The 26,744-nt window shown below is 64.4% G+C and carries 25 protein-coding genes and 3 tRNA genes; 18 read left to right on the forward strand and 10 right to left on the reverse strand.

The genetic code is table 11. The features are described 5' to 3' along the window. The first annotated feature begins 11 nt into the window (after positions 1–11). The 10 genes from iscU to M2375_RS18935 all read left to right on the forward strand — a co-directional run bounded on the left by iscU (position 12) and on the right by M2375_RS18935 (position 6,143). Positions 12–410: a Fe-S cluster assembly scaffold IscU gene (iscU, locus tag M2375_RS18890; RefSeq protein WP_133856012.1), complete on the forward strand. Its 399-nt coding sequence runs from the start codon at positions 12–14 to the stop codon at positions 408–410. Between the two features lie 6 nt (positions 411–416). Further along, a complete protein-coding gene (iscA, locus tag M2375_RS18895; protein ID WP_021025848.1) occupies positions 417–740 on the forward strand; it encodes an iron-sulfur cluster assembly protein IscA in 324 nt (107 codons plus the stop codon). 118 nt (positions 741–858) lie between these two features. Further along, complete coding sequence (gene hscB, locus M2375_RS18900) at positions 859–1,377, forward strand: Fe-S protein assembly co-chaperone HscB (RefSeq protein WP_259169541.1); 519 nt, start codon at positions 859–861, stop codon at positions 1,375–1,377. A 124-nt stretch (positions 1,378–1,501) separates the two neighbouring features. Continuing rightward, entirely contained in the window at positions 1,502–3,367 is a 1,866-nt protein-coding gene (gene hscA, locus M2375_RS18905) for a Fe-S protein assembly chaperone HscA (protein WP_259169498.1), read from the forward strand. Positions 3,368–3,395: 28 nt separating this feature from the next. After that, entirely contained in the window at positions 3,396–3,734 is a 339-nt protein-coding gene (gene fdx / locus M2375_RS18910) for an ISC system 2Fe-2S type ferredoxin (RefSeq protein ID WP_259169500.1), read from the forward strand. Positions 3,735–3,803: 69 nt separating this feature from the next. Further along, complete coding sequence (gene dnaQ, locus M2375_RS18915) at positions 3,804–4,520, forward strand: DNA polymerase III subunit epsilon (RefSeq protein ID WP_259169504.1); 717 nt, start codon at positions 3,804–3,806, stop codon at positions 4,518–4,520. Positions 4,521–4,578: 58 nt separating this feature from the next. Continuing rightward, positions 4,579–4,653 (forward strand) — tRNA-Val (locus M2375_RS18920). Between the two features lie 36 nt (positions 4,654–4,689). Then, positions 4,690–4,764, forward strand: a tRNA-Val gene (locus M2375_RS18925). A gap of 36 nt (positions 4,765–4,800) precedes the next feature. Further along, a tRNA-Val gene (locus M2375_RS18930) sits at positions 4,801–4,875 on the forward strand. Positions 4,876–5,189: 314 nt separating this feature from the next. After that, positions 5,190–6,143, forward strand: coding sequence for a hypothetical protein (locus tag M2375_RS18935; RefSeq protein WP_259169505.1), 954 nt, complete (start codon positions 5,190–5,192; stop codon positions 6,141–6,143). Position 6,144: 1 nt separating this feature from the next. Here M2375_RS18935 and M2375_RS18940 read toward each other — a convergent pair whose 3' ends face one another. Beyond that, positions 6,145–6,771, reverse strand: a complete 627-nt coding sequence (locus M2375_RS18940) for a TetR/AcrR family transcriptional regulator (RefSeq protein ID WP_259169506.1) — start codon at positions 6,769–6,771, stop codon at positions 6,145–6,147. Between the two features lie 86 nt (positions 6,772–6,857). Between M2375_RS18940 and M2375_RS18945 the strand changes: the two genes are divergently transcribed. Both M2375_RS18945 and M2375_RS18950 read left to right on the forward strand, forming a co-directional pair. Continuing rightward, positions 6,858–8,081, forward strand: a complete 1,224-nt coding sequence (locus M2375_RS18945) for an arabinose transporter (protein ID WP_259169507.1) — start codon at positions 6,858–6,860, stop codon at positions 8,079–8,081. Beyond that, positions 8,074–8,811: a siderophore-interacting protein gene (locus tag M2375_RS18950; RefSeq protein WP_259169508.1), complete on the forward strand. Its 738-nt coding sequence runs from the start codon at positions 8,074–8,076 to the stop codon at positions 8,809–8,811. Before M2375_RS18945 ends, M2375_RS18950 begins: the two co-directional genes overlap by 8 nt. A 108-nt stretch (positions 8,812–8,919) precedes the next feature. Here M2375_RS18950 and M2375_RS18955 read toward each other — a convergent pair whose 3' ends face one another. From M2375_RS18955 to M2375_RS18980, 6 genes are all read right to left on the reverse strand, one after another. Next, a complete protein-coding gene (locus tag M2375_RS18955) occupies positions 8,920–10,341 on the reverse strand; it encodes a TolC family outer membrane protein (protein ID WP_259169509.1) in 1,422 nt (473 codons plus the stop codon). A gap of 79 nt (positions 10,342–10,420) precedes the next feature. Next, on the reverse strand, positions 10,421–10,756 hold the full coding sequence (locus tag M2375_RS18960) for a rhodanese-like domain-containing protein (protein ID WP_259169510.1): 336 nt from the start codon (positions 10,754–10,756) through the stop codon (positions 10,421–10,423). A gap of 51 nt (positions 10,757–10,807) precedes the next feature. Beyond that, positions 10,808–11,521: a protein-L-isoaspartate O-methyltransferase gene (locus M2375_RS18965; protein WP_259169511.1), complete on the reverse strand. Its 714-nt coding sequence runs from the start codon at positions 11,519–11,521 to the stop codon at positions 10,808–10,810. A 59-nt stretch (positions 11,522–11,580) separates the two neighbouring features. Further along, the gene (locus M2375_RS18970; protein WP_259169512.1) at positions 11,581–14,745 is read right to left on the reverse strand and encodes an efflux RND transporter permease subunit; all 3,165 of its coding nucleotides are present in this window, start codon (positions 14,743–14,745) and stop codon (positions 11,581–11,583) included. A 3-nt stretch (positions 14,746–14,748) separates the two neighbouring features. Beyond that, positions 14,749–15,960: an efflux RND transporter periplasmic adaptor subunit gene (locus tag M2375_RS18975; RefSeq protein ID WP_259169513.1), complete on the reverse strand. Its 1,212-nt coding sequence runs from the start codon at positions 15,958–15,960 to the stop codon at positions 14,749–14,751. Next, positions 15,957–16,631, reverse strand: coding sequence for a TetR/AcrR family transcriptional regulator (locus M2375_RS18980; protein ID WP_259169516.1), 675 nt, complete (start codon positions 16,629–16,631; stop codon positions 15,957–15,959). Before M2375_RS18980 ends, M2375_RS18975 begins: the two co-directional genes overlap by 4 nt. 202 nt (positions 16,632–16,833) lie before the next feature. On the opposite strand from M2375_RS18980, the gene msrA reads away from it, so the two are divergent. After that, on the forward strand, positions 16,834–17,385 hold the full coding sequence (msrA, locus tag M2375_RS18985) for a peptide-methionine (S)-S-oxide reductase MsrA (protein ID WP_259169518.1): 552 nt from the start codon (positions 16,834–16,836) through the stop codon (positions 17,383–17,385). A 78-nt stretch (positions 17,386–17,463) separates the two neighbouring features. Further along, on the forward strand, positions 17,464–17,964 hold the full coding sequence (locus M2375_RS18990; protein WP_259169519.1) for a Fur family transcriptional regulator: 501 nt from the start codon (positions 17,464–17,466) through the stop codon (positions 17,962–17,964). 10 nt (positions 17,965–17,974) lie between these two features. Here M2375_RS18990 and M2375_RS18995 read toward each other — a convergent pair whose 3' ends face one another. Then, positions 17,975–18,919 carry a DMT family transporter gene (locus tag M2375_RS18995; RefSeq protein ID WP_259169520.1) on the reverse strand — a complete coding sequence of 315 codons (945 nt, stop codon included), beginning with the start codon at positions 18,917–18,919 and terminating at the stop codon, positions 17,975–17,977. Positions 18,920–19,205: 286 nt separating this feature from the next. On the opposite strand from M2375_RS18995, the gene M2375_RS19000 reads away from it, so the two are divergent. Together M2375_RS19000 and M2375_RS19005 are read left to right on the forward strand one after the other, a co-directional pair. After that, positions 19,206–20,594 carry a phosphomannomutase/phosphoglucomutase gene (locus tag M2375_RS19000; RefSeq protein ID WP_259169521.1) on the forward strand — a complete coding sequence of 463 codons (1,389 nt, stop codon included), beginning with the start codon at positions 19,206–19,208 and terminating at the stop codon, positions 20,592–20,594. A 15-nt stretch (positions 20,595–20,609) separates the two neighbouring features. Beyond that, entirely contained in the window at positions 20,610–21,959 is a 1,350-nt protein-coding gene (locus M2375_RS19005) for a 3-deoxy-D-manno-octulosonic acid transferase (protein WP_259169525.1), read from the forward strand. Positions 21,960–21,978: 19 nt separating this feature from the next. Here the strand turns inward: M2375_RS19005 and M2375_RS19010 are convergent, their stop codons facing one another. Continuing rightward, positions 21,979–23,247: a cytosine permease gene (locus tag M2375_RS19010; RefSeq protein ID WP_259169527.1), complete on the reverse strand. Its 1,269-nt coding sequence runs from the start codon at positions 23,245–23,247 to the stop codon at positions 21,979–21,981. A gap of 123 nt (positions 23,248–23,370) precedes the next feature. On the opposite strand from M2375_RS19010, the gene M2375_RS19015 reads away from it, so the two are divergent. Next, positions 23,371–24,282 carry a pseudouridine synthase gene (locus M2375_RS19015; RefSeq protein WP_259169528.1) on the forward strand — a complete coding sequence of 304 codons (912 nt, stop codon included), beginning with the start codon at positions 23,371–23,373 and terminating at the stop codon, positions 24,280–24,282. Positions 24,283–24,376: 94 nt separating this feature from the next. Here M2375_RS19015 and asd read toward each other — a convergent pair whose 3' ends face one another. After that, positions 24,377–25,225: an archaetidylserine decarboxylase gene (asd, locus tag M2375_RS19020; protein ID WP_259169530.1), complete on the reverse strand. Its 849-nt coding sequence runs from the start codon at positions 25,223–25,225 to the stop codon at positions 24,377–24,379. A gap of 232 nt (positions 25,226–25,457) precedes the next feature. Between asd and M2375_RS19025 the strand changes: the two genes are divergently transcribed. Further along, on the forward strand, positions 25,458–26,657 hold the full coding sequence (locus M2375_RS19025) for an HPP family protein (protein ID WP_259169531.1): 1,200 nt from the start codon (positions 25,458–25,460) through the stop codon (positions 26,655–26,657). Positions 26,658–26,744 lie beyond the last annotated feature (87 nt).

Here is a 26,744-nt window from a genome sequence, read left to right on the forward strand (position 1 = left end):
GAGGTACCAAGATGGCATATTCTGACAAAGTGATTGATCATTATGAGAACCCCCGCAATGTGGGCTCTTTTGACAAAGGTGATGAATCGGTAGGCACCGGCATGGTCGGCGCACCAGCCTGCGGCGACGTGATGAAGCTGCAGATCAAGGTGAATGCGGACACTGGCGTGATCGAAGACGCACGCTTCAAGACCTATGGCTGCGGCTCGGCGATTGCCTCGTCGTCGCTGGTGACCGAATGGGTCAAGGGCAAGACGCTGGACGAAGCCGCTGCGCTCAAGAACGCACAGATCGCTGAAGAGCTGGCACTGCCGCCCGTCAAGATTCACTGCTCCATCCTGGCTGAAGACGCCATCAAGGCCGCAGTGAATGACTACAAGGCCAAGCACAGCGCCAAGGCGGAGGCTTAAAGCGCCATGGCTGTCACGCTTTCTGAGTCGGCTGCTCGCCACATCAACCGCTACCTCTCGCGCCGTGGCCACGGGGTGGGGGTGCGCTTGGGCGTGAAGACCACCGGCTGCTCGGGCCTGGCTTACAAGCTGGAGTACGTGGACGAGGCAGCGCCCGAGGACGTGGTGTTTGAAGACCATGGTGTCAAGGTGCTGGTCGATCCCAAAAGCATGGCTTACATCGACGGCACGGAGCTGGACTTTGTACGCGAAGGCCTCAACGAGGGCTTCAAGTTCCATAACCCCAACGAGCGTGATCGTTGTGGTTGTGGCGAGAGCTTCAGAATCTGAGGCCCTGTATTCAGGCGCCCATTCCGCTGCCCTAGGCGGCGGTCATGGCCTTGTTTGTCGGCATCGGCGATGCCAAAACTGCAAACCGCCTGCGCTTTTGCCAGGCGGTTTTTTCATGATGAATCTGCAATCCAACGATTTCGAACTGTTTGGCGTGCCCGCTCAGTTTGTACAAGACCCGCAGCAATTGGCTGAGCACTGGAAGGCCTTGCAAAAGCAGGCCCACCCGGACCGCTTTGCCTCGCAGGGTGCCGCTGCGCAGCGCGTAGCGATGCAGTGGTCGGTGCGCATCAATGAGGCCTACCAGCGCTTGAAGGACCCACTCAAACGCGCCGCCTACTTGTGCGAGATGCACGATGCCCCCATACGCGCGGAAGACAACACCGCCATGCCGGCCGCTTTTCTGATGGAGCAGATGGAGTGGCGCGAGGCGCTGGAAGAGGCGCAGACCGCTGCCGACATCGATGCGCTCGGTGACCAGGTGCTGCGCTCGCGCCGCGCGCTGCTGGAGCGCTGCCAGCAGTTGCTGGATGTGGAGGGCGACTACCTGCAAGCTGCCCAGCAGGTGAGAGCCCTCATGTTTGTTGCGCGATTTAGCGGCGACATCGACCGCCGCCGCGAGCAACTGGGACAATAGGCTTTTGACCGAAGCAGGGTCGCCCACAGGGCGGCACAGCATGCTTTGGCGATCCCCCTGATGAGACCGCTGCCCCGCACCCAGTGCGGGTTGTAGGCAAGAGAACACAAGATAGACCGCATCCATGGCATTGCTCCAAATTTCAGAACCTGGCCAATCCCCCGATCCTCACCAACGCCGTATTGCGGTGGGCATTGATTTGGGCACCACGCATTCTTTGGTGGCTGCGGTGCGCAATGGCGTGGCCGAGTGTTTGCCTGATGACGAGGGTCGGGTGCTGCTGCCATCGGTGGTGCACTACCACGCCAATGGCAAGCGCGATATTGGCTATGCCGCTCTGGCCCATCCGGGCCAGGATGCCGCCAATACCATTGCGTCTGCCAAGCGCCTGATGGGCCGTGCGCTCAGCGACATCCATGCGCCCGAGCAACTGGCATACGAGCTGGTGCAGCCCGATGGCGGCGGCATGGTGGCCATCAACACGGTGGCCGGCCTCAAGACCCCGGTGGAGATCAGTGCAGAGATTCTGGCCACTTTGCGCTACCAGGCAGAGGACACCTTCGACAACGACTTGTACGGCGCCGTGATCACCGTGCCGGCCTATTTTGACGATGCGCAGCGCCAGGCGACCAAGGATGCAGCCCAGCTGGCCGGCATCAAGCTGCTGCGCCTGATCAACGAGCCCACCGCCGCTGCGATTGCCTATGGTCTGGACAATGCCGCAGAAGGCATCTATGCCGTCTATGACCTGGGTGGCGGCACGTTCGACATCTCTGTGCTGCGCCTGACGCGCGGTGTGTTCGAAGTCATCGCCACGGGTGGCGATTCTGCCCTTGGCGGGGACGACTATGACGCTGCCTTGGGCCAGTGGGTGCTCAGCCAGACCGGTGGCGCCGTCAGCACGCCGCAAGACAAGGCCATGCTGCGCCTGGCCGCCAAGGCCGCGAAAGAGGCATTGACCGGCGCCGAGACGGTGACTTTTTCTGCGCAGCTGTCCGGCCAGGCAATTTCTCTCGATCTGAGCCGTGCCGATTTTGATGCCGCCACCCAGGCCTTGACCACACGCACCTTGTCAGCAGTGCGCCGCGCTTTGGCCGATGCGCAGCTGGCCAAGGACGAGGTGCAAGGCGTCGTGATGGTGGGCGGCTCCACGCGCATGCCCCAGGTGCAGGCCGCAGTGGGCGCCTTTTTCGGCAAAACGCCACTCACCAATCTGAACCCGGATGAAGTGGTGGCCCTGGGCGCCTCCATCCAGGCCAACCAGCTCGCGGGCAATGACACCAATGGCGATCTGCTGCTGCTTGATGTGATTCCGCTGTCACTGGGTATTGAGACCATGGGTGGCCTGGTTGAGCGCATCGTCAGCCGCAACGAGACCATTCCGACCGCGCGTGGCCAGGACTTCACCACCTATAAAGACGGCCAGACGGCCTTGGCCATCCATGTGGTGCAGGGCGAGCGCGACCTGGTGGCAGACTGCCGCAGCCTGGCGCGCTTTGAGTTGCGGGGCATCCCCCCGATGGCCGCAGGCGCAGCGCGGATCCGCGTGTCCTTCACCATCGATGCCGACGGCCTGCTCAGCGTGGCTGCGCAAGAGCTGGTCAGTGGTGTGGAAGCCCGCATCGATGTCAAACCCTCGTACGGTCTCTCGGATGACCAGGTCGCCAACATGCTGCGAGACAGCTTCAGCACCGCGCAGGCCGATATGCAGGCGCGTGCGCTGGTGGAGGCACGGGTGGATGGCGATCGGTTGCTGATCGCCACCCAAAGCGCCTTGGATGCCGATGGCGACTTGCTGGCTGACGCTGAGCGCAGCCAGGTCGATACCCTGATGGACCAGTTGCGCCATGCGCTGTCCAGCAGCGAAAGCGCAGCCGATATCGAGGCCCGCACCGACGCCTTGGCCAAAGGCACCGAGGGCTTTGCCGCCGAACGCATGAACCGTGGAATCCGCCAGGCCCTGGCCGGCAAGAACGTGCAATCCATTTAACCGACCCCACAAGAAAAACGACGCTCCCATGCCCATCATCAAAATCCTGCCCCATGCCGAATACTGTCCCAACGGCGCCGAAATCAAGGCGTCCACGGGGACATCCATCTGCGAAGCGCTTTTGGAAAACGGCATCAACATCGAGCACGCCTGCGACATGAGCCGCGCGTGCACCACCTGCCACGTGATCGTGCGCCAGGGCTTCGACTCGATGGCACCTTCCGAGGAGGAAGAGGACGATCTGCTGGACCGTGCCTGGGGTCTGGAGCCGCAGTCGCGCCTGTCTTGCCAGGCCATCGTCGAGCGCGATGATGTGACAGTGGAGATCCCCAAGTACTCGATCAACCACGCCAAGGAAAACCACTGAGGCCTTGCGCACTGCAAGCAGTGCGTTGCGGGCTTTTAGAATCGGTGTTTTGAGTTGGGGGAATCGTAGATGTCGCGCCAAATTGTTCTGGATACGGAAACCACGGGTCTATCGGCGGTGGATGGAGACCGGGTGATCGAGCTGGGCTGTGTGGAGCTGCTCAACCGCAAGCTCACCGGCAACAACCTGCACCTGTACTTCAATGCCGACCGAGACAGCCATGAAGACGCGTTGCGCGTGCACGGCATCACCACCGAATTCTTGGCCGATAAGCCGCGTTTCCATGAGAAGGCCGAGCACATCCGCGAGTACCTGCAGGGTGCGGAGCTGATCATCCACAACGCGCCCTTTGACATGGGCTTTTTGAACAAAGAGTTCGAGCGCGTGGGCATGCCCAGCCTCAGCAGCATGGTCAGTGGTGTTATCGACAGCTTGCTGATGGCTCGGGATATCTTCCCTGGCAAGCGCAACTCGCTCGATGCCCTGTGTGACCGCCTGGAAGTGGACAACTCCGGCCGCGATCTGCACGGTGCCTTGCTCGATGCCGAGCTGTTGGCCGATGTGTATATCAACATGACACGCGGTCAGGAGCAGCTGCTGTCGTCGGACAGCATGGCATCGAACAATAAGTCTTCCTCGGCCCTGGTCGCCAAGCGGGTGGATTTTAGCCAGTTTGACCTGCCCGTCATTGCGGCATCAGAGATGGAGTTGGCGGCGCACGAAGACACGCTCGCGCAGATTGACAAGTCCAGCGGTGGCAAAACTATTTGGAGAAAAATAGCCTGAACTTGGTGGCCTGCAAAAATTTGCTGTCATAATAGAGGGCTTGACGACAAGCACTTATGGGTGATTAGCTCAGCGGTAGAGCACTGCCTTCACACGGCAGGGGTCACATGTTCGATCCATGTATCACCCACCAAAGTTTGTTGTTATGGTGTGCTTTCGGGCATGCTTGGGGTGATTAGCTCAGCGGTAGAGCACTGCCTTCACACGGCAGGGGTCACATGTTCGATCCATGTATCACCCACCACAATTTAGTTTCGGTATGCCTCTTTGGGCGTGCCTGGGGTGATTAGCTCAGCGGTAGAGCACTGCCTTCACACGGCAGGGGTCACATGTTCGATCCATGTATCACCCACCAACCAACAAACCTCTTGAATGTTTCGTTCAAGAGGTTTTTTGTTGTCTGCGGCGTGGCTGCTGGCCGCCTGGCTTGAATGTCGCTGCCAGGTAAATGTCCTGCGCCGATGCGCTGCAGCGCTTTATCTGGCCTAGGATGGCAAACCTTGATCACTTGCTGGGGCTTGCATGGCTGTGCGTACGGTTGCTGCTTGTATTTTCTTGTCCACCTTGCAGGCGGGGAGCGGCTTAGCAGCCCCAAGCCCGCAGGCTTGCCAAGCACAGGCGTCCGAGCGCTGTTATCTGGCCTTCGATCTGCCGGGCCAAGCGGGCCGCATGCATTTTTATGCGTCGCAGACCCAGGCATCGGCGGCGCTGCGGTCGGTATTGCTGATCCTGCATGGCCACCCGCGCGATGCCAACCGCAGCTTCAACGCCGCCCTGGATGCCGCGCGCCGGGCAGGGCGGCTGGACGACACCCTCGTCATTGCGCCGCTCTACCAGGTGGCCAGCGACCAGGCGCAGCGCTGCAGCACCCCGGGCACGCCGTTGGCAGAGGCGGGCGATGCGCTGTGGAGTTGCAGCAGCTGGCTGGCGGGGCAAAACTCTCAAGCGGGCCCTGACCGGCCTGCCATCAATGCGATTGCAGCGCTCGATGCCCTGGTGGCGCATATCCATGCGCGCTGGCCCAGCGTGCAGCGCATCACGCTGGCGGGCTTTTCTGCAGGTGGGCAAATGCTCCAGCGCAGCATTGGCTTTGCCAAAGAGCCGCCTGGCGGTGTGTCGCTGCGCTATGTGGTCGCCGACCCGGGCACCTGGCTGTACTTCGATCCGCTGCGCCCGCAGCCGCAGATCGGCGGTGCAGATGCGGACTGGGCGCAGTGCAGCGATGGCGCCTGCCAGTTCCGCATGCGGCTGCCGGAGCAGGCATCTTGCTCCGGCTACAACGATTGGAAATACGGCACCCAGGCCCTGCCGGCCTACCTGGCGGCAACGGCGGCGCAGGCGCGTGAACGTTACCGGCAGGCAGATATCACTTATCTGGAAGGCGCACTCGACAACCATGCCGGCAAAGGCACCAGCTATGGCGCGCTGGATAAGTCATGCGCGGCGATGCTGCAAGGGCCTTTTCGCAGGCAGCGGGGCGAGGCCTATGCCGCCTATGCGGCCCAGGTACTGCAACCGCCGCGCCCGCAGCGGCTCTACACCGTGCCCGGCTGTGCGCATGATGTGGCCTGCGTGCTGCCCTCTGATGCAGCGCGGTCGGTCTTGTTCGGCCCCAGGCCTTGATTCAGGCCGGCGGCGGCCGGCTGCACAAATAGCCGTCCAGCATGTCGACAATGGCTTGCTCGACCTGCGGGGCCGGGCGCGGTGCGCCGGGTGGGATGACTGCCGCGTGAATCAGTGATTCCATGGTTTGCAGCAGCATCCAGGTGGCCAACTCCCGGTCGGTGGGCACGATCTCGTCGCGGTGCTCTTCCAGCAGTTGCCGTATGCGCTGCCAGATGCTTTGGTCGGCCGGGCTTTGGTCTGCGGGTGCGTCAAAGAACGGGAACTCCTTCTCCAGCACGCGATGCAGCTCAGGTGCGACCTGGTGGGCTGCCAGCCAGGCATGCACGATGGCGGCCAGCTTGTCCCGCAAGCCCCGGGGATATGTGCCTGCCAGCGCGGTCTCCACGGCAGCCTGCATTTCCATGGCGTGCCGCTCGTGCAAGGCGGTGAGCAGGGAGTCTTTGTTGGGGAAATACTGGTACACGGAGCCGACACTGACGCCAGCGCGCTCGGCAACCAGGTTGGTATTGGTTCCGGCGTAGCCGCGCTCGGTCAAAACGCGAGCCGTGGCTTCGAGAATGGCGTCCACCAAAGCCCGTGAGCGGCTCTGGCGTGGGATGCGGCGCGGTTGTGGCAAAGAGGGCATGGGACAGTCGGAACGCGAGTTTTCAATGCGAGCAATGACTCATATTATTCCAGATATCGAGCAAATGCTCATGTTTGGAGTGATGGATGTCTTCTCGTTCTCGGGCTGCGACCACTGGTGCGACGCCGTCGCCTGCCGCTGCCCATGTCTTTCTCCGCCTGCTGCCGATCACATTGGCGGTGTTCATCGGATTTCTCAGCATCGGCTTGCCGCTGCCCATCTTGCCGTTGCATGTGTCCCACGATTTGGGCATGAGCCCCTTGGTGGTCGGCGCCGTCATCGGCACCCAGTTTGCAGCAGCCCTGCTCACGCGTGCCTGGGCCGGCAACCTGGCTGACATGCGCGGCGCCAAGCAGGCTGTGCTAGGCGGTCTGCTTGTGGCCTCCTGCGCGGGTGCCGCTTACCTTGCATCTTGGGCCTGGGTTACGGTGCCCAGCACCTCCCTCTGGATTTTGCTGTTGGGGCGTGTGCTGCTGGGCTGCGGCGAAAGCCTGATTGTGACGGGCGCGCTGAGCTGGGGCGTCGGGCTCGTCGGGCCGCAGCACGCTGGCAAAGTGATGGCATGGATCGGCATAGCCATGTATGGGGCCTACGCCGTCGGCGCCCCCATCGGGATCGCCGTGCAGGCGGGGTATGGGTTTGCGGGCATTGGCGTAGCCACTGCCATTTTTCCCCTGCTGGCGCTGGCACTGGTGCTGCAGGTGCGGGCAATTGCCCCCACGGCGGTCCGCCGCACGCCGTTCTACCAGGTGTTGGGCGTCGTCTGGACGGCGGGCCTGGGTTTGGCGCTGTGCAGTGTCGGCTTTGGCGTTATCACGGCCTTCATCGCCTTGCTGTTCGCTGCCCATGGCTGGGGCCATGCGTCGCTGGCCTTCAGCGCGTTCGGGCTGGCCTTTATCGCCGCCCGCATCTTCTTGGGGCATCTGCCCGACCAGCTCGGCGGTGCCCGTGTGGCCTTGGTCTGTGTGCTGATCGAGGCGCTGGGGCAACTGCTCATCTGGAGCGCAGCGACGCCTGTGGTGGCCTATGCCGGAGCGGCATTGACGGGCCTGGGCTATTCGCTGGCCTTTCCCGGGTTCGGCGTGGAGGCCATGCGCCGCGCGCCGCCACAAAGCCGGGGCGTAGCGATGGGTGCCTATGTGGCCTTCCTGGATATATCGCTAGGGATCACCGGGCCGCTGCTGGGCGCCGTTGCGCTGGCCTGGGGCGTGGAGATGGTCTACCTTGCTGGGGCCCTGGCGGTGGCGCTGTCCGCCCTGGTGGCCATGCGGCTGCTGATGGGTACCGCCCGGGGAGCGGGCCATGCTTGATACCCGCCACAAGCCCGCCACGGCCAGGATGGTAGCCACCGTGCAGCGCGTGCAGCGCATCACGCCCCATATGCAAAGGATTACGCTGGGCGGCGCGGAGATCGCAGATTTTGTGGCCTCCGAAGCCGCAGGCGAAGCAGCACCATGGGTCAAGCTGTTTTTGCCTTGCGGCCAGGGCCGCGCCTACACCCTCCAAGACCTCAATCCCGTAGCGGGAACGTTGAGCCTGGATTTTGTGCTGCACGCCCAGGAAGGCCAGGCCGGCCCCGCCGCCACCTGGGCGCAGCGGGCCCTGGTGGGAGAGCGGGTTGGCGTTGCCGGACCGCGCAGCGGCGGTGTTGAGCTTCCCGCGCAGGCCCGCTGGATCCTGCTGGCCGGTGATGCCACGGCCTTGCCGGCTATCCAAAGCATTGCCAGCCGCTTGCCGGCAGGCATCCAAGCCAAGGCGTATATCGAGGTGTTTTCCGAGAAAGACCAGCAGCCCATCCCCAGCTTGGCGAGCTTGCGGCTGCAGTGGATGAATGCACAATCCGAGCCGGGTCTTGCCTTGTGCCAGTCGCTTTTGTACCGCCCCTTGCCCGCCGGGCCAGGCTATATCTGGATGGCGGGTGAATCCGCCGCCATGCGCAGACTGCGGCTTCACTATCTCCAGGAGCGGGAATTGCCCCGCAGCAGCGTGAGTGCAAAAGGGTATTGGAAGTCGGGGGAGAGTGACCACCGAGACACATGACGCTGACAGGGGCAGTGTGCCGGGGCCAGATCAGCCGCGCGGCGCGCTGGCCTTGGCCGCAGAGCCCCAGCGCGCTGCGGTGCAAGCAGTCCCCGGCTCGTGCGCCGCTCAGCGCGGGGCGCTTGCAGGGCTGGGTGCCACCAGCGCAGGCGTGGCGGGGATGGCCAGCGCTGGTGCTTCGTTGGCCAGCATGCTGCGGTCCAGCGCTTGGATGTCGTTCAAGCTCAGGGTGCCGGCGGCCTGCTTGAGCTTGAGCTGGCCCAGCAAGGCGTTGTAGCGTGCCAGCGCCAGATCGCGCTTGGTTTGGTAGAGCTGGCTTTGGGCGTTGAGCACATCGATGTTGATGCGTACACCCACCTGGTAGCCGGTCAGGTTGGCGTCGAGTGCCAACTGGCTCGATGCCTCGGCTGCTTCCAGCGCCTGGACCTGGCTGGCGCTGGACTGCAGGCCAAAAAACGCGCTGCGCACATTTTGGGCCACTGTGCGGCGGGCATTGTCCAGGTCCGCCTCGGCCTTGGTCTCCAGGGCCAGGGTTTCCTTGACCCGGTTTTGCACCGAGAAACCGGCAAACAGCGGCACATTGAGCACCACGCCCACGGTGGCCTGGTTGGCGTTGTAGCCATGGGTGGGCATCGTCACGCTGCCCTTGGGGTAGAGCTGGCGGCCCACCGTGGCCTGCAGATCGACGGTGGGCAAATGGCCGGTTTCGGCTTTCTTGGTGTCGAGCCGGGCATTGCTGGTGGCCAGCTGGGCGATGCGGATTTGGGGCTGCTCGCTTTGTGCCTGGTCCACCCACATGAGCACATTGTCCGGCGTGGTGGCGGGCAGCACCACCGGTTGCTTCAGGGGCCAGGGCTTGTTGCCAGGCGTGCCCACGGTGTTGTCCAGCGCCAGGCGTTTGACGGTGAGGTCGTTGTCGGCGGCAATCTCTTGCGCGCGCACCAGGTCAAAACGGGCCTCGGCTTCGCGCGAATCGGTGATGGTCGCGGTGCCGACATCGAAGTTGCGCTTGGCAGCGGCCAGTTGCTCTTTCACAGCGGCTTTCTGTGCGCTGACAAACACGGTGCTGTCCTGCGCAGCCAGCACATCGAAATAGGCCTGGGCCACCCGTACCAGCAAATCCTGGCTGGCGGCATCGAGCTGCAGCCGGGCGATATCGCCGCCCAGCCGGCCTTGCTCCAGCGCAATGCGGTTGGCCGGGCGGTAGAGCGGCTGGCTGGCCGTGATGCCGATCTGGTGGTTGGGGCCATTGAGCCGCAGCTCCGGGTTGCTGATGGCCGTGTGGCTGTACTGCGACTGGGCCTGCAGCCCCACCTGGGGCAGCAAACCCGCACGGGCCTGCTCGCCCCGGGAGATGGCCGCATCCAGGTTGGCGCGGGCCGATTGCCACTGCGCGTCATAGCCGCTGGCTTGCTCCACCATCTGCATGAGGCTTTGGGCCTGGGCCGGCAGCAGGGCCAGGCCCAGCAGCGCCGCAGCGGCTGCGGCGCAGGTTGTTCTCAGACGAGGCAGGGCAGGGGCTTGGCGCATGGTGCAGAAGGGGGTGGTTTGTGGAGCGGGAGAAAGGGCAGTTGCCGACTGCCGTGCTGGCAGCGGCGCTGGCCGGCGATCAGTAACGGGGCACCGAGGGGTCGTGCTCGGCACTCCACAGATCGATGCCGCCGGTCAGGTTGCTGACCTGGCTGTAGCCCTGGCGCTCCAGGAACACGGCGACCTGCATGCTGCGCATGCCGTGGTGGCACAGGCAGGCGATCGGACGGTCTTCGTCGAGCAGGTTCAGCGAGGCAGGAATCTGCTGCATCGGAATGTTCAGCAGCTCGAAACCTTCGGGCTTGACCGAGGCAGTCTGTAGCTCCCAGGGCTCGCGCACATCCAGCACCAGCGGGTTTTGGTCCGCATGCTGGGCCAGCCATTCATTGAGTTGCGCGGGGCGGATTTGCTCCATACATCACTTTCTGCAGCGCAGCCGGCCCAGGCCGCCGCGCTGCGGGGGTCATCAGAACTTGAAACGGGGTGCCTCGGCAAAGCCCTTGAGGCGTGCCACGACGGTGTCCCAGGGCTGGGTGATCGTCAGCTTGCCCTGCGTGCGGGTGTAGACGGTGGTGCGCATCATGGGCTCGGTGCCCACAAAGGCGATCAGGCGACCGCCTTCCTTGAGCTTGTCGAGCAATGCGGGAGGCACTTCATAGACCGAGCCGCTGAGCACGATCACGTCATAGCTGCCGCCGATGGCCTGGGCGTTGGAGCCGTCTTCCAGCACCACATCGACATTCTTGATCTGGGCGCGGTGCAGGTTGGCGCGGGCCAGCTCGACCAGCGCAGGTTCAATCTCCAGCGAGGTGACCTGCTTGGCCAGGCGCGACATCAGCGCGGCCATGTAGCCCGAGCCGGTGCCGATTTCCAGCACATTTTCATGGGGCTGGAGCTTCAGGTCCTGCAGCACGCGCGCTTCGACGCGGGGAGGCAGCATGCAGTGGCCGTTGACCACGGCTTCTTCGCCGTCATCGCCCAGCAAGGGCAGCTGGATGTCCATGAACGCCATATCCTGCAGGCCATCGGGCACAAACTCTTCGCGGCGCAGGGTGCCGATCAGTGCCAGCACCTGTTGGTCGCCCAGGCTCCAGGGGCGAACCTGCTGTTCGACCATGTTGTAGCGTGCTGCGCGGTATTTATCATCCGTGCTGGGGGACATGTTCAGTGGCAAACTCATTGCAGACTCCGGTTGGCTTGTTGGGGTGGGGCAAGAAAAAACCCCCTATTTTAGGCCGCTTAGGGTTCCATAGCGGGGCGCCGCCATTTTTGGGCGAGCCAATTTGATAAATCATCCAGGTAGCAGTAGACAACGGGCACGACGACCAAGGTCAGCAGCGACGAGGTGATGACCCCGCCAATCACCGCCTGGCCCAGCGGCGCGCGCTGCTCGGCGCCTTCGCTCATCGCAAACGCCAGCGGCACCATGCCAAAAACCATGGCCAAGGTGGTCATCAAAATAGGGCGCAGCCGCACCTGGGCCGCCAGCAGCAGGGCCTGCTCGCGGGGCAGGCCGGGCACCGTCTGGCCGTCTTCGCCGGGCTGGGGCTGGCGGGCGCGTATGGCAAAGTCCACCAGCAAGATCGCATTCTTGGTGACCAGGCCCATCAGCAAGATGACGCCGATGATGGAGAACATGGACAAGGTGGTGCCAAACATCATCAAGGTCAGCACCACGCCGATCAAGGTGAGCGGCAGCGAGGTCATCAGCGCCAGAGGCTGCAAAAAGCTGCGGAACTGGCTGGCCAGGATCATGTAGATGAAGATGACCGCCAGCGCCAGGGCCGAGAGCGCGTAGCCAAAGGATTCCTGCATGTTCTTGGTGCTGCCGGCAAATTCATAGCGGTAGCCCGGCGGGAAGGTGGTTTGCTCCAGCACCGCGCGGATGTCGGCCGCCACCTCGCCAGCGCTGCGCTGGTTGGCGTTGGCATTAAACGCCACCTCGCGGTTCATCGCACGGCGGTTGATGCGGTTGGGGCCGGTGGTTTCGGTCAAGCTGGCCAGCTGGCTCAGGCGCACCGTATGGGGCTGGCCATTGGCGCCCGTCGCGGTCAAGGGCAACTGGGCCAGCATCTGCGGGTTCTCGCGCGCCTCGGGCGCCAGGCGCACCCGCACGTCATAGGTCTGGTTGTCGCCCGCGCGCCAGTTGCCCACGGTGTCGCCTTCGACCAGGGTGCGCAAGGCGGTGGCGACCTGGCCCATGGGCAGGCCCAGGTCCGATGCGGCATCGCGGTTGAACTGCAGCTGCACAATCGGCTCGCGTTCCAGCACGCTGCTGTCCAGGTCCACCAGACCCGGAATGCTGCGCAGGCGCTCGCTCACCTGGCGGGCCAGGCGCTCCAGCTCTTGCAGATCTGGGCCTTGCAGTGAGAACTCCACCTGCTTTTGGCCGCCCACCGCTTCGAGCAGGCCCACATGGGTGACCTGGATGCCTGCGATCTGGTTCAGCTGGGCACGCAGGCTGGCCGATATCTGCTGCACATCCTGGCTGCGCTCGCTGCGGTCTACCAGGCGCACATACATGCTGGCGTAGTTCTTGCCATTGGCATTGCCGGTGTTGATGGTTGTCAGGGTGTAGCGCACGGCCGGGTTGGCGCGCACCACGGCTTCGACCTGGCGGGCCCGGGCCTCGGTGGCCTCCACCGAGGCACCGACGGGCACGTTGAAGCGGATCTGGGTCTCGGAGAAATCAGCGCGCGGCACAAACTCGGTGCCCAGCAAGGGCAGCAGCAATAGGCTGAGGATGAAAATCGCCACGGCCACCAGCAGGCTGGTCAAACGGTGGCGCAGCGCCCAGGCCAGCAGGCGCTGGTAGCCCGCGCTCAGCTGCTCGGTGGCGGCCTCAAACGCGGCCAGTGCCCGGCCCAAAGCCTGTGCGATTTTGTTGGACGAGCGCTTGCCATCCTTGTGCACGCTGGGGTCATGCCAGACGCTGGAGAGCATCGGGTCCAGGGTAAAGCTGACAAACATCGACAGCAGCACGGCCACCACGATGGTCAGGCCAAACTCATGGAAAAACTTGCCGATGATGCCGCCCATAAAGCCAATGGGCAGGAATACCGCCACGATCGACAAGGTGGTGGCCAGGACGGCCAGGCCAATCTCCTGCGTGCCCTCCAGCGCTGCGCGGTAGGCGGATTTGCCCATTTGCAGATGGCGCACGATGTTCTCCCGCACGACGATGGCGTCATCGATCAGCAGGCCCACGCACAGCGACAAGGCCATCAAGGTCACCATATTGATGGTGAAGCCAAAGGCGTACATGAAAAAGAAGGTGCCGATGATGGAGATCGGCAAGGTCAGGCCGGTGATGACCGTCGAGCGCCAGGAGTGCAGAAACAGAAACACGATCAGCACGGTGAGCACGGCGCCCTCGACCAGGGTTTCGCGCACATTGTCCACGGCCACGCGGATGGGCCGCGATGCATCGGCAATCGGCTCCAGCCGCAGGCCGGGTGGCAGCTCGGGCGTGATCTCGGCCACCGCGCGGCGCAGGCCATCGACCACCTCGATGGTGTTTTCCTCCTGCGATTTTTGGATCGACAGCAGCAGGGTGCGTGTGCCGTTGTACAAGGCCAGGTTTTTCAGCTCTTGCGCGCCATCCTGCACCCGGGCGACCTGGTGCAGGTAGATGGGCGCGCCGTTGCGGCGGGCGACGATGATCTGGTTGAAGTCCTCGGGCCGCTTCATGCGCGAGTCGATCTGCACCAGCCGGTCCTGCTCGCGCGAGCGCACCGAGCCCAGGGGCAAATCCTGGTTCTCGCGGCGCACGGCGTCGGCCACCTCGCTGGCCGAGATGGACAGCGCCTCCATCTGCTGGGGGTTCAGGTAGACATTGATCTCGCGCGGCGTGCCGCCCACCAGGCTCACGGCGCCGACGCCGCGCACATTCTCCAGCCGCTTTTTCAGCACCTGGTCGGCCCAGGAGGTCATCGCAATCGCGCTGGGCGGCGTGCCCAGGCTGGGATCCGGCAGCAGGGCCAGCGACCAGACGGCCGCGTCGGCCGGGTCAAAGCGGATCACGCGCGGGTCTTTGACCTCGTCGCGCAGCAAGGGGCGCACGGCGGCGATCTTCTCGCGCACATCCTCGGCGGCACGGCGCCCATCCACCGAGATCTGGAACTCCATGATGATGACGGCCGTGCCCGCGTAGCTGCGCGAGGTGAGCGCACTGATACCGGCGACCGCATTGACGGCTTCCTCAATCTTCTTGGTGACTTCGCTCTCGACGATCTCGGGCGCAGCGCCCGGGTAATCAACCGTGATGACCACCACCGGAAAGTCGATATTGGGGAACTGGTCCACCTTGAGGCGCTGCAGCGAAAACAGGCCCAGCACCACCAGCGCGGCCATCATCATCGTGGCCAGCACCGGGTTGTTCAGGCTGAGGCGGGTGAACCACATGGATCAGGACGCGGGCGATGCGGCTGTGGCGGGTGCCGGTGGGGCTGCGGGCGCGGGTGCCAGCCTGACGGGCGTGGCTTCGCGCAGCTGGCCCACCTGGCCGCCCAGAATGCGCTGGCCGGCCTGCAGGCCTTGGGTCACTGCCACCCAGGTTGTGCCATCGCGCTGGCTGCGTGCACCCAGCACCACGGGCTGGTGCTGCACCCGCAGCGATTCGCCCGATCCGCCTTGGGGGCTGAGCAGCTGCACATAGGGCTCGGGCTTGTCGGTCCGCACAGCGGCCAGCGGCACGGCGAGCGCCTGCAACGCAGCAGTGGCGAGCTGGCCTTGCAGGTACAGGCCTTGGCGCAGCGCCGGAGCAGCAGAGCCTGCCGCTGGCGGGGTGATGCGCAAATACACCGTCACGCTGCGGTTGTTGGTATCGGCTTGGGGGTTGATGCGCACCACCTGGGCGCTGATGGGCTGGCCGCTGCCATCCACCTGCAACTGCGCCGTCTGGCCCAGGCGCAGCTGCAGTGAATCGGCCGCCGGCAACTGGGCCTGCAGCTCCAGCTCGCGCAGATCCACCACCTCCAGCACATTGGCATCCGGCCCCACCTTTTCGCCATTGCTCACCCATTTGCGCGCGACCTGGCCCTGGATGGGGCTGCGCAGCACCGTGTCGCTGAGGTTTTTCTTCAGCACATCGGCGGCCGAGCGCGCGGCCTGGTAGTTGGACTGTGCGGCCTGCCATTGCGACTGGGAGGACGCCAGCGCGGTGGAAGAGATAAAGCCCTGGTCGGCAAGGGCGCGGTTGTTGTCGTACTGGCGCTGCTGGATATCTTGCTGCGCGCGGGCCGCATCGGCTTGCTGCTGGGCCTGGGCCAGGCGTGCCTGGCTTTCAGTGCTGTCCACCCGGGCGACGACCTGGCCGGCCTGCACCGGGTCACCTTCGCGCAGTTGCAGCTGCTGCAGCTCGCCGGCAATGCGTGCTTTGATGGTGGCGCTGTGCAGCGCCTGCACCGTGCCGCTGATGGGCAGGCTCAGCGCCAGGGTCTGGGTTGCCACCGTCAGGGCGTCGCTCGCCGCCAGCTGGTAAACGGCCTGCGCCTTGGCCTGCTCGGCCTGGGCCAAGGCCGCTTTCCGGTGCTGCTGCGTTGTCCAGCCGCGCCACAGGCCGCTGGCCAGCAGCACGGCGACCACGGCAGCGGCCAGCCAGGGCAGGGCGCGCTTCATGCGGCAGCTCCTGGGGGCTTGCAGCCCAGGCCGTGCATCAGCGCATCGGCCTGCAGGCGCAAAAAGCGGGGGATATCAAAGTCGGGGTCGGGCAGGCAGATGCCGCCGGTGCTTTTGACGCTGGCACAAAAGATCAGCGGGGCCAGCACCAAGGTCACGCCATAGTCCAGATCGATGGGCGCCAGCTCGCCGCGCGCCATGCCCCGGCGCAGCACGCGCTCAATCAGCCGGTTACCTGGCAGCACCACTTCCTGGCGGTAAAACGCGGCGATCTCGGGAAAGTTATGCGCCTCGGCCATCACCAGGTGCGGCAGGCCGCAGGCCTTGGTCGAGCCAATGCGCTGCCACCACACCTCGTAGCAGTAGTGGATCAAGGTGGCGGTGTTGTGCTCGTAGCTGTCCAGCTCCAGATCCCATTCAGCAAAGCGGCTGCTGAGCACATGGCGCACCACGGCCTGGAACAGCTCTTGTTTGCTGGGGAAGTACAGGAAGAGCGTGCCCTTGGAGACCCCTGCCAGGCGGGCCACCTCTTCGACCTTGGTGGCGGCATAGCCTTTGGTAACAAATAAATCCAAGGCTGCATCCAGCAGCTCGCCCGGCCGCGCCTCTTTGCGGCGGCTGCGACGGGGCGCGGGCGTGGCCGGTACAGGTTCAGAGGGAGCGAGGGGCACGGTGGGCGACGCAATCAAAATTAATGACCAATGGGTTAGTAATGTAGGTGGCTCCCTGCGGCAAGTCAAGCCAAGGCCGCAAAACAAATAGCGCCAGCATTGGCACAGGCCTGTCTTTTTCTCTGTTAAAAATGGAGCCAGCAAACGGCTTTTAACCAGCCGTTTGGCCTCCATGTCCTGCCCCTTTCTAGCCGGAGTTCCGATGTCCCATGAAAACCCGTCCCCTGTGGAAAAGATCTATCTTGCCGGTGGTTGCTTTTGGTGTACCGAAGCCGTTTTCGGGCGCGTGCGCGGGGTAGTGAAGGTGAGCAGTGGCTACGCCAACGGCCAGATCGCCAACCCGACTTATGAGCAGGTGTGCAGTGGCACCACGGGCCACGCCGAATGCGTGGAGCTGAGTTTTGAGCCGCAGGTGCTGCCGCTGGACAAGGTGCTGCACATCTTTTTTGCCACCCACGACCCCACCACGCTCAACCGCCAGGGCAATGATGTGGGCACGCAGTACCGCAGCGGTATCTACACCACCACGCCCGAGCAGCTGGCCCAGGCACGGGCCTTTGTCGACAAGCTCAATGCCTCGGGCCAACTGGGAGCGCCCGTGGTCACCGAAGTCGAGCCGCTGCAGCATTTCTGGAACGCCGAGGCCTACCACCAGGATTACTTTGACAACAACCCGCGCCAGCCTTATTGCACCTATGTGGTGGCGCCCAAGGTCGACAAGCTGGAAACCCGGTTTGCAGACTGGTTGAAGTAGGGCCGCTGAGGCCAGCGGCACCGGTGATGGGCATAATGCAACCCAATTGCATCAAAGCCATTCATCTCCTAGCCACCGATGTCCCCTCGCACTCCCTCTTCTGCCACTGCCCCTTTGAGCGTGCAGTCCCTGCCGCCCGGCATGCGTGCCACGCGTGCCACCAAGGCCTTGTTGGGCTTGGTGAGCGGCCAGCCGGGCCTGCAATGGTCGGTGGCCGAGGTTCAGGCCCGGCTGCAGAAGATGGGTGTGGATGTGAACCGCGTGACCGCCTACCGCCTGCTCGATCGCCTGGCCGCTGCCGGCAAGCTGGTCAAAAGCGTGGATGCTGAACGCCTGACGCGCTATGCCTGGCGTGCGGATACCAATGAGCCTTTGCAGGTGCGCTATGAGTGCACCGACTGCCATTCGGTGCAAAGCCTGCAGGAGCGTGCCGGTGACGCCGCCACTGCACAGGTCAACCAGGCGATGGCCCAGTACCTGCAGGTGCTGCAAGAGCAGGGCCTGGCCCCTGCGCAGACGGAATTGCGTCTGCAGGGCCTGTGTGCCGACTGCAAGCACGGTCACCAGGACAAGGCTTAGGCCTCAGGCCTCAAGGCCGCTTGCCACCAATCAGCCCCGTTGAGAGCATGGTGCCGCCAATGATGATGGCCCCGCAGCCCAGCATCCAGGCGGTGATGGGTTCTGCCAGGAACCAGTTGCCGTAGACCAGCGCAAACACCGGTGCCAGAAAAGTCACAGCAATTGCGCGGCTCGGGCCTGCCGTCTGGATGATGTGGAAATACAGGATATAGGCCACGCTGGTACACAGCAGGGCCAGCGCCGCAATAGCCAGCCAGGAAGACCAGGACGGCATCTGGCTGGGCCACATGGCGATGGTGGGAAGGAGCAGGCACAGGCTGGCACCGACCATGCTGCCGGTGGCAGTGGCCAGCGGCGGCACACCCACCAGATAGCGTTTGGCAAAGCTGGCGGCCACGCCATAGCTCAGCGAGGCGCAGAGGCAGGCGGCCATTGCGGCGTAGGCACTCCAGTCGGTGGCCGTTGCACTGGCGGGCTTGTCGTGCAAGGCGAGCAGGGCCACGCCGGTAAACCCCATCATCAGGCCCAGCACGCGCAGGGCGGTGATGCGGTCGCCCAGCCATAGCCAGGCAATGATGGCGCCAAAAAGCGGTGTCGAGGCATTGAGCACCGATGCCATGCCGGTGGGCATGTGCACCACGGCAAAGGCGAACAAGGAAAACGGGATGGCCGAGTTGATGATGCCGGAGAACAACACCGGCTTCCAGTGCTTGCGCAGCGCGGGCCACTCGCCCCGCACCAGCATCAGCGGCAGCAAAAAGAGCGAGGCCAGAATCACCCGCAGCCCTGCGGTGGGGATGGCGCCAAACTGCGCAGCGCCCAGGCGCATGAACAGGAAGGACGCGCCCCACAGCACGGCCAGCAGCACAAAGGCAGGCAGCCAGGGGCCAAAGCCCGGTGAGGCCGACACGAGAGGGGGGATGGAGGCGGTGGCAGTGTGGTGGTTGGGGCGCATAAATTCTTGCAAGGGCAGAGCGCATGCTAGCGGTGTCTGGCCAGGGCATTGGTGACATTCTTGCGGTGCATTGATGCGTATCCCGGGTAGCGGGCAGCCCACACGGCCATCGGGTGTCTGGCAGCGGCTAATTGTGCCCCTATGCATACGCTGCAGAGGTCCCGGCATGGACAACTGGCCAGGCCCATCGCGGAGCGTGCCTACAATAGCGGTCTCGCAGCGAAGGCTGGGCCTCTGGTGGAGGCCGTTTGCAGGCCTGTTTTGCAGTAACAACAAGGTGAGTTCTGTGCCGATTTCTTCCGCAATCTTCAAAGCCTATGACATCCGCGGCGTCGTGCCGAGCACGCTCAACGAGAGCGTGGCGCTGAAGCTGGGCCGGGCCTTTGGCCAACATGCGATTGCCGCTGGCGAGCTGGTGGTGGCCGTGGGCCGCGACGGCCGGCTCTCTGGGGATGCGCTCAGCCGCGCGCTGATGCAGGGGCTGGTGGAGGCGGGCATCGAGGTGATCGATGTGGGCCGGGTGACCACGCCCATGCTGTACTTTGCGGCCAGCACGCTGTGCCACAGCGGCATCCAGGTGACGGGCAGCCACAACCCCAAGGATTACAACGGCTTCAAGATGGTGTTGGCCGGCCGCGCCATCTATGGCGACGAGATCCAGAAGCTGCGCCAGATCATCGAAAAGGAGTGCTGGCGCTTCCAAGGCGGTGGCAAGCTGCGCCAAGAGGATGTGACGGCGGCCTATGTCGAGCGCATCGTGTCCGACATCAAGCTGGCCCGCCCGATGAAAATCGTGGTGGACAGCGGCAACGGCATTGCCGGCGCCACGGCACCGAGCATTTTCCGCGCGCTGGGTTGCGAGGTGACCGAGCTGTTCTCCGAGGTGGATGGCAACTTTCCCAACCACCACCCCGACCCGAGCAAGCCCGAGAACCTGCAGGACCTGATCGAGGCGCTGCAAGCCGGTGATGCCGAGCTGGGCCTGGCCTTTGACGGCGACGGCGACCGCTTGGGCATTGTGACCAAGGACGGCCAGAATATTTACCCCGACCGCCAGATGATGCTGTTTGCCCAGGACGTGCTCTCGCGCGTGCCCGGTGGCGAGATCGTCTATGACGTCAAGTGCTCTCAGCGCCTGGCGCCGGCCATCGAGGCGGCCGGCGGCAAACCGGTGATGTACAAGACCGGCCATTCGCTCATCAAGGCCCGCATGCGCGAGACCAACGCGCCCCTGGGCGGCGAGATGAGCGGCCATATCTTCTTCAAGGAGCGCTGGTATGGCTTTGATGACGGCACCTATGCCGGCTGCCGTTTGCTGGAGATTCTGAGCAAGGCCCAAAACCCTTGTGCCTTGCTCCACGCGCTGCCCAGCAGCTACAGCACGCCTGAGCTCAATGTGGAATGCCAGGAAGGCGAGCCACACAAGCTGAGCGCCCAACTCCAGGAAATGGCCGCCGAGACCTTTAGCGCGCCCGCGCAGATCAACACCATTGATGGCCTGCGCGTGGATTGGCCCGATGGCTTTGGCCTGATCCGTGCCAGCAACACCACGCCGGTGCTGGTGCTGCGCTTTGAAGGCCACACCCAGGCGGCCCTGCACCGCATCCAAAACGAGATGAAGGCGCTGCTGCTCAAGGTCAAGCCCGATGCCGTCATCGGCAGTGCGTCGCACTAAATCGCGTCCGCATCCATGGGTCTGAGCCTGACGCTCTATGGCTGGGTCGCACGGCTTGCCCGCCCGCTGGTGCGGCGCAAGCTGGCGCGCCGCGCGCTGCGAGAGCCCGGCTATGCGCAGGCGGTGGAGCAGCGCTTTGGCGATTACGGCGATTTGCCGCGCTACCAGGCCGTGCCCGAGATGCCGCTGGTCTGGATCCATGCGGTGTCGCTGGGCGAGACGCGTGCTGCGGCCATCTTGCTGCGCGAGCTGCGGCTGCAGATTCCGGCCTTGCGCCTGCTGCTGACCAATGGCACGGCCACGGGCCGCGAAGAGGGGCAAAAACTGCTGCTGCCCGGAGATATCCAAGTCTGGCAGCCCTGGGATGACCGGGCCAGTGTGAATGCTTTTTTGCGCCATTTCCGGCCCTCCATCGGTATCTTGATGGAGACGGAGATGTGGCCGGGTCTGGCCGCTGGCTGCCAGCGCGAGCGCGTGCCGCTGGTACTGGCCAATGCCCGGCTCAATGACAAATCGCTGCGCGGCGCCCAGCGCCTGGCCTGGCTCGCGCGCCCAGCCTACCGCAGCCTGCGCTCGGTGATCGCCCAGACCGAGGCCGATGCCAGCCGCTTGCGCGCGGCTGGGGCCGAGGTGACTGCGGTGCTGGGCAATCTCAAATTCGATGTCGAGCCCGATGCCGGGCAACTGGCCCAAGGCCAGGCCTGGCACCAGGCGGCGGGCAAGCCGGTGGTGATGCTGGCCAGCAGCCGCGAGGGCGAGGAGGCGCTGTGGCTGCAAGCGCTGGCGCAGTTGGGCAGCAAAAATGCGGAAGCTGTGGCAAGGGTGCAATGGCTGCTGGTGCCGCGCCACCCGCAGCGTTTTGACGAGATTGTGCAGCTGCTGCAGGACGCCGGTTTGCAGGTATCGCGCCGCAGCCAGTGGCAGCACGGGCCGCAGTCCGCCGATGTCTGGCTGGGCGACAGCATGGGCGAGATGCAGCTGTACTACGGCCTGGCCGATGTGGCCTTGCTGGGCGGCAGCTTTGCGCCGTTGGGCGGCCAGAACCTGATTGAGGCTGCCGCTTGCGGCTGCCCGGTCGTCATGGGGCCGCATACCTTTAATTTTGCGCAGGCGGCGGACAGCAGCGTGCAGGCCGGTGCCGGGCTGCGCGTGCCAGGCATGGATGAGGGCCTGCAGCAGGCCGTGGCCCTTGCCAGCGATACGAGCCGCCACAGCCGCATGCGCCGCGCGGCACTGCAGTTTGCACAGGCGCACCGGGGCGCAGCCAAGACCACGGCGCAGCTGGTAGCGGCGGTGCTGGAGTCGACCGAGGGCTTTGTCAACTCCAGCTTCGAGGCCTCGCTTTTCGACGAGGATTCTGTCTAAACCGCTTTCGGGCTGGCGTTCAGGCTTTGGGGCGGGTGGCAAAGGCCAGCACAAAGGTCAGTGCCAAGGTCGGCAAGGCCGATCCCGCTTGCGGCGCCCAGGCGGCCAGGCTGTGGTAGAGCGCAATGCCCCCCAGCCACAGGGCCAGCGGCAGCAGGTGCACGCCCGCCTGCGGGTGGGCGGGCTGGTAGCCACCCCAGGACAGCCGGCCCAGGATGACACCAAACAACGGCACAAAGATGGAGCTGAGGAGCAGCAAAAAGGGCTCCAGGCTGTGCATGGGCAGCACCATGGCGAGGCCGGTGCTGGCCACCGCCATCACAATGCCCCAGGTACGCACACGCCAGGCGGGCAGCAGGCTGTGGGCCGATACCGCTCCCGAGTAGGCATCGCCATAGGCGTTGTCCACCTCGTCGAGCAGCACCAGCGACAGCGCAATCAAGCCGCCTTGGGCCAGCAGCAAGGCGGCCACCAGGTCGGTGCTGGGCAGCACCAGGGCCACCAGCACGCCCAGCGCATAGCACCAGATATTGGCAATGCCAAAACCGATCCAGGTGCCGGCCATGGCGCTGCGGCTGTTGCGCCCGTAGCGGGCATAGTCGGCCACCAGGGGCAGCCAGGAGATGGGCATGGCCACGACCAGGTCCAGCGCGGGCATCACGCCCATGCCGCCTGCGCCTGGCCGGCTCCACAGTGCAGGCAGGCCTTGCTGCACGGCCATGCCGACAAACTGCCAGCTCAGCCACAGCAGCGACAGCACCACCAGCGGCAGGGCGATGCGCGAGATGAGCTGGCGCACCAAGCGCACCATGGAGCCGGTCATCAGCGCCACCAGCAGGCCGCCCCAGAGCAAGGTGGCCAGCCAGGGCCAGTACGAAGCCTGCATGCCGCCGGCCTGGCGACCAATGGCGACGGTGGATTCGCGCATCACCACCAGCTCGAAGGCACCCCAGCCCAGCAGCTGCACGATATTGAGCAACACTGGCAGCTTGGCAAAGTGGCGGCCATAGACATGGTGGATCAGCCCCGCGCTGGACAGCCCCGTATCGCAGCCTATTTTGCCGACCCAGGCCAGCAGGCCGGCTCCGACGACTGAGCCGCCCACAATGGCCAGCAGGGCCTGCTCGGTAGACAGCGCGGGCATCAGATAGGCGCCTACCTGCATGACCAGCAGGCCCACCCCGAGGCTGAACCACAGCGAGGCCAGGTGCCAGCCATTGAAAACGCGCTCCTGCAGAGCGACGGGACGGAGTGCGAGGTTGGGTGAGGGAGCAGTGTTGGCAGTCATGGCCTGTTATTTTTTTGGAATTTTTTGAAGCGGCGGCAGCGCGCCGCAGCCGGGGTATTTACAAGTGCGGCTATTGTGCCTCTGCCTCAAAGCCCTGAGCCGGTGATTACAATCGCCAGCGAGATGACGATACACACGGATCCCTCCACCTGGATGCGCGATGGCCTGAGCCCCAGTTGCGTGGTGCTGCCTTCGCGGGGCGACGGCCGTTTGCTGGACTACCTGGCCCAGCGCCTGCCCATGGTGAGCCATGCGCAGTGGCAGGCACGCTTGCAAGCCGGCGAGGTGGTGGATGCGCAGCGCCAGGCCCTGCGGCCCGAGCAGGCCTTTGTGCCCGGCTTGCGCGTGTATTACTGGCGCAGTGTGGGTGCGGAGCCGCACATTCCGTTTGACGCCCACATCCTGTACGAAGACGAACGCTTGCTGCTGGTCGACAAACCGCACTTTCTGCCGGTGCTGCCCACCGGCAAGTATGTGCAAAATTCGCTGCTGGTGCGGCTGAAGAACGCAACGGGCAATGCCCAGCTGTCGCCGCTGCACCGCATTGACAGGGACACGGCGGGCCTGCTGCTGATGTCCAAGGATGCCGCCACCCGGGGCGTTTACCAAGCGCTGTTCCGGGACCGCGCCATGGACAAGCGCTATGAGGCGGTTGCCCCCTGGCGGGCCGATCTGGATTTTCCGCGCGAGCACCGCAGCCGCCTGCAAGAGAGTGAGCGGTTTTTTCTGATGCAGGAGGTGGCTGGTGCGCCCAACAGCCACAGCCATATCGACCTGGTGGAGGTGCAAGGCGCCTGGGCGCGCTATGCCCTCCAACCGGTCAGCGGCAAGCGCCACCAGCTGCGCGTGCACATGGCGGCCTTGGGGCTGCCGATCCGCAATGATGCCTTCTACCCCGAGGTGAATGACCCGCCGGAGGGCGACTTTTCACGGCCCTTGCAGCTGCTGGCCCGGGAGCTGCGGTTCCGCGACCCGGTGACCGGCCAGCTCCATGACTTTCGCAGCCAGCGCCAGTTGCTGCCGTTGGTGGGCTAGACAAAGCAAAGCCGCCTTGAAGGCGGCTTGGTAGCGTAGATCGTGTAGAGCGTGCAGGGCGCGCAAGGCAAGCGCGTGGCGCGACAGTGATGGGTTAGCGGCTCAGCGTGCCCATGGCTTCGCCCAGCTGCACCGGCTTGCCCGCCGCCCAGTCGGCGTTAAAGGCGCTCTTGCCTTCGGGCAGCAGCAGCACAATGGTCGAGCCCAGCAGGAAGCGGCCCATCTCATCGCCTTGCTCCAGCACGATGGGCTGGGTCTGGTAGTCCCAGCTGCGTACCTTGCGCGAGCGGGGCGGGTTCACCTGGCCATGCCAGGTGGTGTACATGCTGCCCACAATGGTGGCACCCACCAGCACCATTACGACCGGACCGATACGCGATTCAAACACGCAGACCACGCGCTCGTTGCGCGCAAACAGCCCGGGCACGCCGCGCGCGGTGAGCGGGTTGACCGAGAACAGATCACCTGGCACATAGACCATCTTTTGCAGCTTGGCACGCAAGGGCATGTGGATGCGGTGGTAGTCGCGCGGGCTCAGGTAGATGGTGGCGAACTGGCCGTTGTTGAACTGCGCGGCCAGCTGGGCGTCGCCCCCCAGCAAGGCCGTGGTGCTGTAGCTGTGGCCCTTGGCCTGGAAGATTTGGTCCTGCGCAATCGCGCCGCACTGGCTGATGGCACCATCGACCGGGCAGACCAGATCGGCCTGGGCCATGGGCCGCGCGCCGTCCCGCAATTCGCGGGTGAAGAAGGCGTTGAAGCTTGGGTACTGCGCGATATCGGGCTGCGCCGCTTCGTCCATATTGACCTGGTAGCGGGCCACGAACCAGCGGATGAAGGCCGTGGTCGCGCCCCCCAGCTCGGCCGATGCCAGTTTGCCGGCCGTCGCGGTCATCCATTTCTTGGGCAGCAAGTATTGGGGCAAAACAGCAAATCGATCGCGCATGGTCTGGGCCGTCACAGTAAACCGACGATTCTATCGATACTGTGTCCAGTGCATGACAAACTGCGCGCTGAAATGCAGCTTTTGTCGGCCATATGCTGACAATTTGTCGCCAATTTCCTGGCTTTGATGGCTATACCGCCAGCAAGGGCGACAGCGGCAGCGGCACTTGTAGGTCTGCGCCTGTTTATGATGGCGGACTGCACCGTTTTTGCCCCACGCTGTCGCTCCTGCCATGTCCCAAGCACGCCCCCCATCGCCCCCTGGTACCGCCCCCGAAGGAGTGGGCAGCCGCCGCGCGCGCTTGCAGCTGTGGTTGCGCAATTTCCTGCCCTCTGCTGCGCATGTCAATGGGCGGGAGCTGGCGCGCATGGTGCTGGGGGCCATTGCCATTCTGTGGCTGACGGGTATGGCCAGTCACCAATGGGGCAGCCATGACCACACACCCTGGCTGTTTGCAGCCATGGGTGCCAGCGCCTTGCTACTGATCGGTACCCCGTCCAGCCCCATGGCGCAGCCCTGGCCGGTGATTGGCGGCTCGCTGTTGTCGGGCCTGGCGGGTTGGTTGTCGCTGCTGGTGTTTGCCGACCCGCTGGTGGCGGCGGCCGTGGGCGTGGGCCTGGCCATCATGGTGATGGTGGTGCTGCGCTGTTTGCACCCGCCCGGCGCAGCCTTGGCCATGTGGATGGCGATCCAGGGCATGCACGATGTCTCGGTGCTGCTCTACCCGGTGGCGCTGAACCTGGTCATCTTGGTGCTACTGGCCACGGCCTACAACCGCATGACGGGCAAGCGCTACCCGGCGCCGCAGCACAGCCAAAAAGCGCAGCAGGCGCAGGCATCGCGCTCGGCCAGCGCGCGCATGGAAGGCAGTGATATCGATGAGGCGCTGGCGCGCTTCAACGGCGTGCTCGATGTCAGCCGTGCCGATCTGGAGGCGCTGCTGCAAGGTGCGAGCCAGGCGGCCTTCAAGCGAACCCTGGGCAACCTGCGCTGCGAAGACATCATGGCCCACCCGGTGCATGCGACCCGTGCGGAAAGCACCGTCAAGGATGCCTGGAGCCTTATGCAGGAGCACGGGGTCAAGGCCTTGCCGGTGGTGGACGATGGCCTGCAGGTGGTGGGCATCGTGACCTCGACCGACCTGCTTAACCATGCACTGGCGGCCGGGCCCGAGGGGCTGAGCAGCAAACTCAAGCACTGGGTGCTGCGCAAGAAAAATACCGGTCAGTTGGTGGGTGATCTGATGACGACCGAGGTCTCCAAGGTGGGCAGCTATGACCGCATGGTGGACTTGATCGCCATTTTCTCGCGTGGCAAACGGCACCATGTGCCGGTGGTCAATGGACAGGGCAAGCTGGTGGGCATCATCAGCCAAACCGATCTGGTGCGCGAGATGGCGGCAGCGCTGTCGTTGTCGCAAGAAGATGCCTAGGTGTTGATTTGCAATAGGTTGTTCAAGGCAAGTCGGGATGCTGGAGACTTGTAGCCCAGGGCTGAGTGCGGTCTTCGGGCGTTGTAA

Source organism: Comamonas sp. BIGb0152 (assembly GCF_024809975.1).
Lineage (GTDB): Bacteria > Pseudomonadota > Gammaproteobacteria > Burkholderiales > Burkholderiaceae_C > Comamonas.

Excerpts from the sequence above, each read along its gene's own strand:
- iscU (WP_133856012.1), top strand. The coding sequence starts at position 12 with ATGGCATATTCTGACAAAGTGATTGATCATTATGAGAACCCCCGCAAT.
- iscA (WP_021025848.1), top strand. The coding sequence starts at position 417 with ATGGCTGTCACGCTTTCTGAGTCGGCTGCTCGCCACATCAACCGCTAC.
- hscB (WP_259169541.1), top strand. The coding sequence starts at position 859 with ATGAATCTGCAATCCAACGATTTCGAACTGTTTGGCGTGCCCGCTCAG.
- hscA (WP_259169498.1), top strand. The coding sequence starts at position 1,502 with ATGGCATTGCTCCAAATTTCAGAACCTGGCCAATCCCCCGATCCTCAC.
- fdx (WP_259169500.1), top strand. The coding sequence starts at position 3,396 with ATGCCCATCATCAAAATCCTGCCCCATGCCGAATACTGTCCCAACGGC.
- dnaQ (WP_259169504.1), top strand. The coding sequence starts at position 3,804 with ATGTCGCGCCAAATTGTTCTGGATACGGAAACCACGGGTCTATCGGCG.
- M2375_RS18935 (WP_259169505.1), top strand. The coding sequence starts at position 5,190 with ATGCATTTTTATGCGTCGCAGACCCAGGCATCGGCGGCGCTGCGGTCG.
- M2375_RS18940 (WP_259169506.1), bottom strand. The coding sequence starts at position 6,771 with ATGCCCTCTTTGCCACAACCGCGCCGCATCCCACGCCAGAGCCGCTCA.
- M2375_RS18945 (WP_259169507.1), top strand. The coding sequence starts at position 6,858 with ATGTCTTCTCGTTCTCGGGCTGCGACCACTGGTGCGACGCCGTCGCCT.
- M2375_RS18950 (WP_259169508.1), top strand. The coding sequence starts at position 8,074 with ATGCTTGATACCCGCCACAAGCCCGCCACGGCCAGGATGGTAGCCACC.
- M2375_RS18955 (WP_259169509.1), bottom strand. The coding sequence starts at position 10,341 with ATGCGCCAAGCCCCTGCCCTGCCTCGTCTGAGAACAACCTGCGCCGCA.
- M2375_RS18960 (WP_259169510.1), bottom strand. The coding sequence starts at position 10,756 with ATGGAGCAAATCCGCCCCGCGCAACTCAATGAATGGCTGGCCCAGCAT.
- M2375_RS18965 (WP_259169511.1), bottom strand. The coding sequence starts at position 11,521 with ATGAGTTTGCCACTGAACATGTCCCCCAGCACGGATGATAAATACCGC.
- M2375_RS18970 (WP_259169512.1), bottom strand. The coding sequence starts at position 14,745 with ATGTGGTTCACCCGCCTCAGCCTGAACAACCCGGTGCTGGCCACGATG.
- M2375_RS18975 (WP_259169513.1), bottom strand. The coding sequence starts at position 15,960 with ATGAAGCGCGCCCTGCCCTGGCTGGCCGCTGCCGTGGTCGCCGTGCTG.
- msrA (WP_259169518.1), top strand. The coding sequence starts at position 16,834 with ATGTCCCATGAAAACCCGTCCCCTGTGGAAAAGATCTATCTTGCCGGT.
- M2375_RS18990 (WP_259169519.1), top strand. The coding sequence starts at position 17,464 with ATGTCCCCTCGCACTCCCTCTTCTGCCACTGCCCCTTTGAGCGTGCAG.
- M2375_RS18995 (WP_259169520.1), bottom strand. The coding sequence starts at position 18,919 with ATGCGCCCCAACCACCACACTGCCACCGCCTCCATCCCCCCTCTCGTG.
- M2375_RS19005 (WP_259169525.1), top strand. The coding sequence starts at position 20,610 with ATGGGTCTGAGCCTGACGCTCTATGGCTGGGTCGCACGGCTTGCCCGC.
- M2375_RS19010 (WP_259169527.1), bottom strand. The coding sequence starts at position 23,247 with ATGACTGCCAACACTGCTCCCTCACCCAACCTCGCACTCCGTCCCGTC.
- M2375_RS19015 (WP_259169528.1), top strand. The coding sequence starts at position 23,371 with ATGACGATACACACGGATCCCTCCACCTGGATGCGCGATGGCCTGAGC.
- asd (WP_259169530.1), bottom strand. The coding sequence starts at position 25,225 with ATGCGCGATCGATTTGCTGTTTTGCCCCAATACTTGCTGCCCAAGAAA.
- M2375_RS19025 (WP_259169531.1), top strand. The coding sequence starts at position 25,458 with ATGTCCCAAGCACGCCCCCCATCGCCCCCTGGTACCGCCCCCGAAGGA.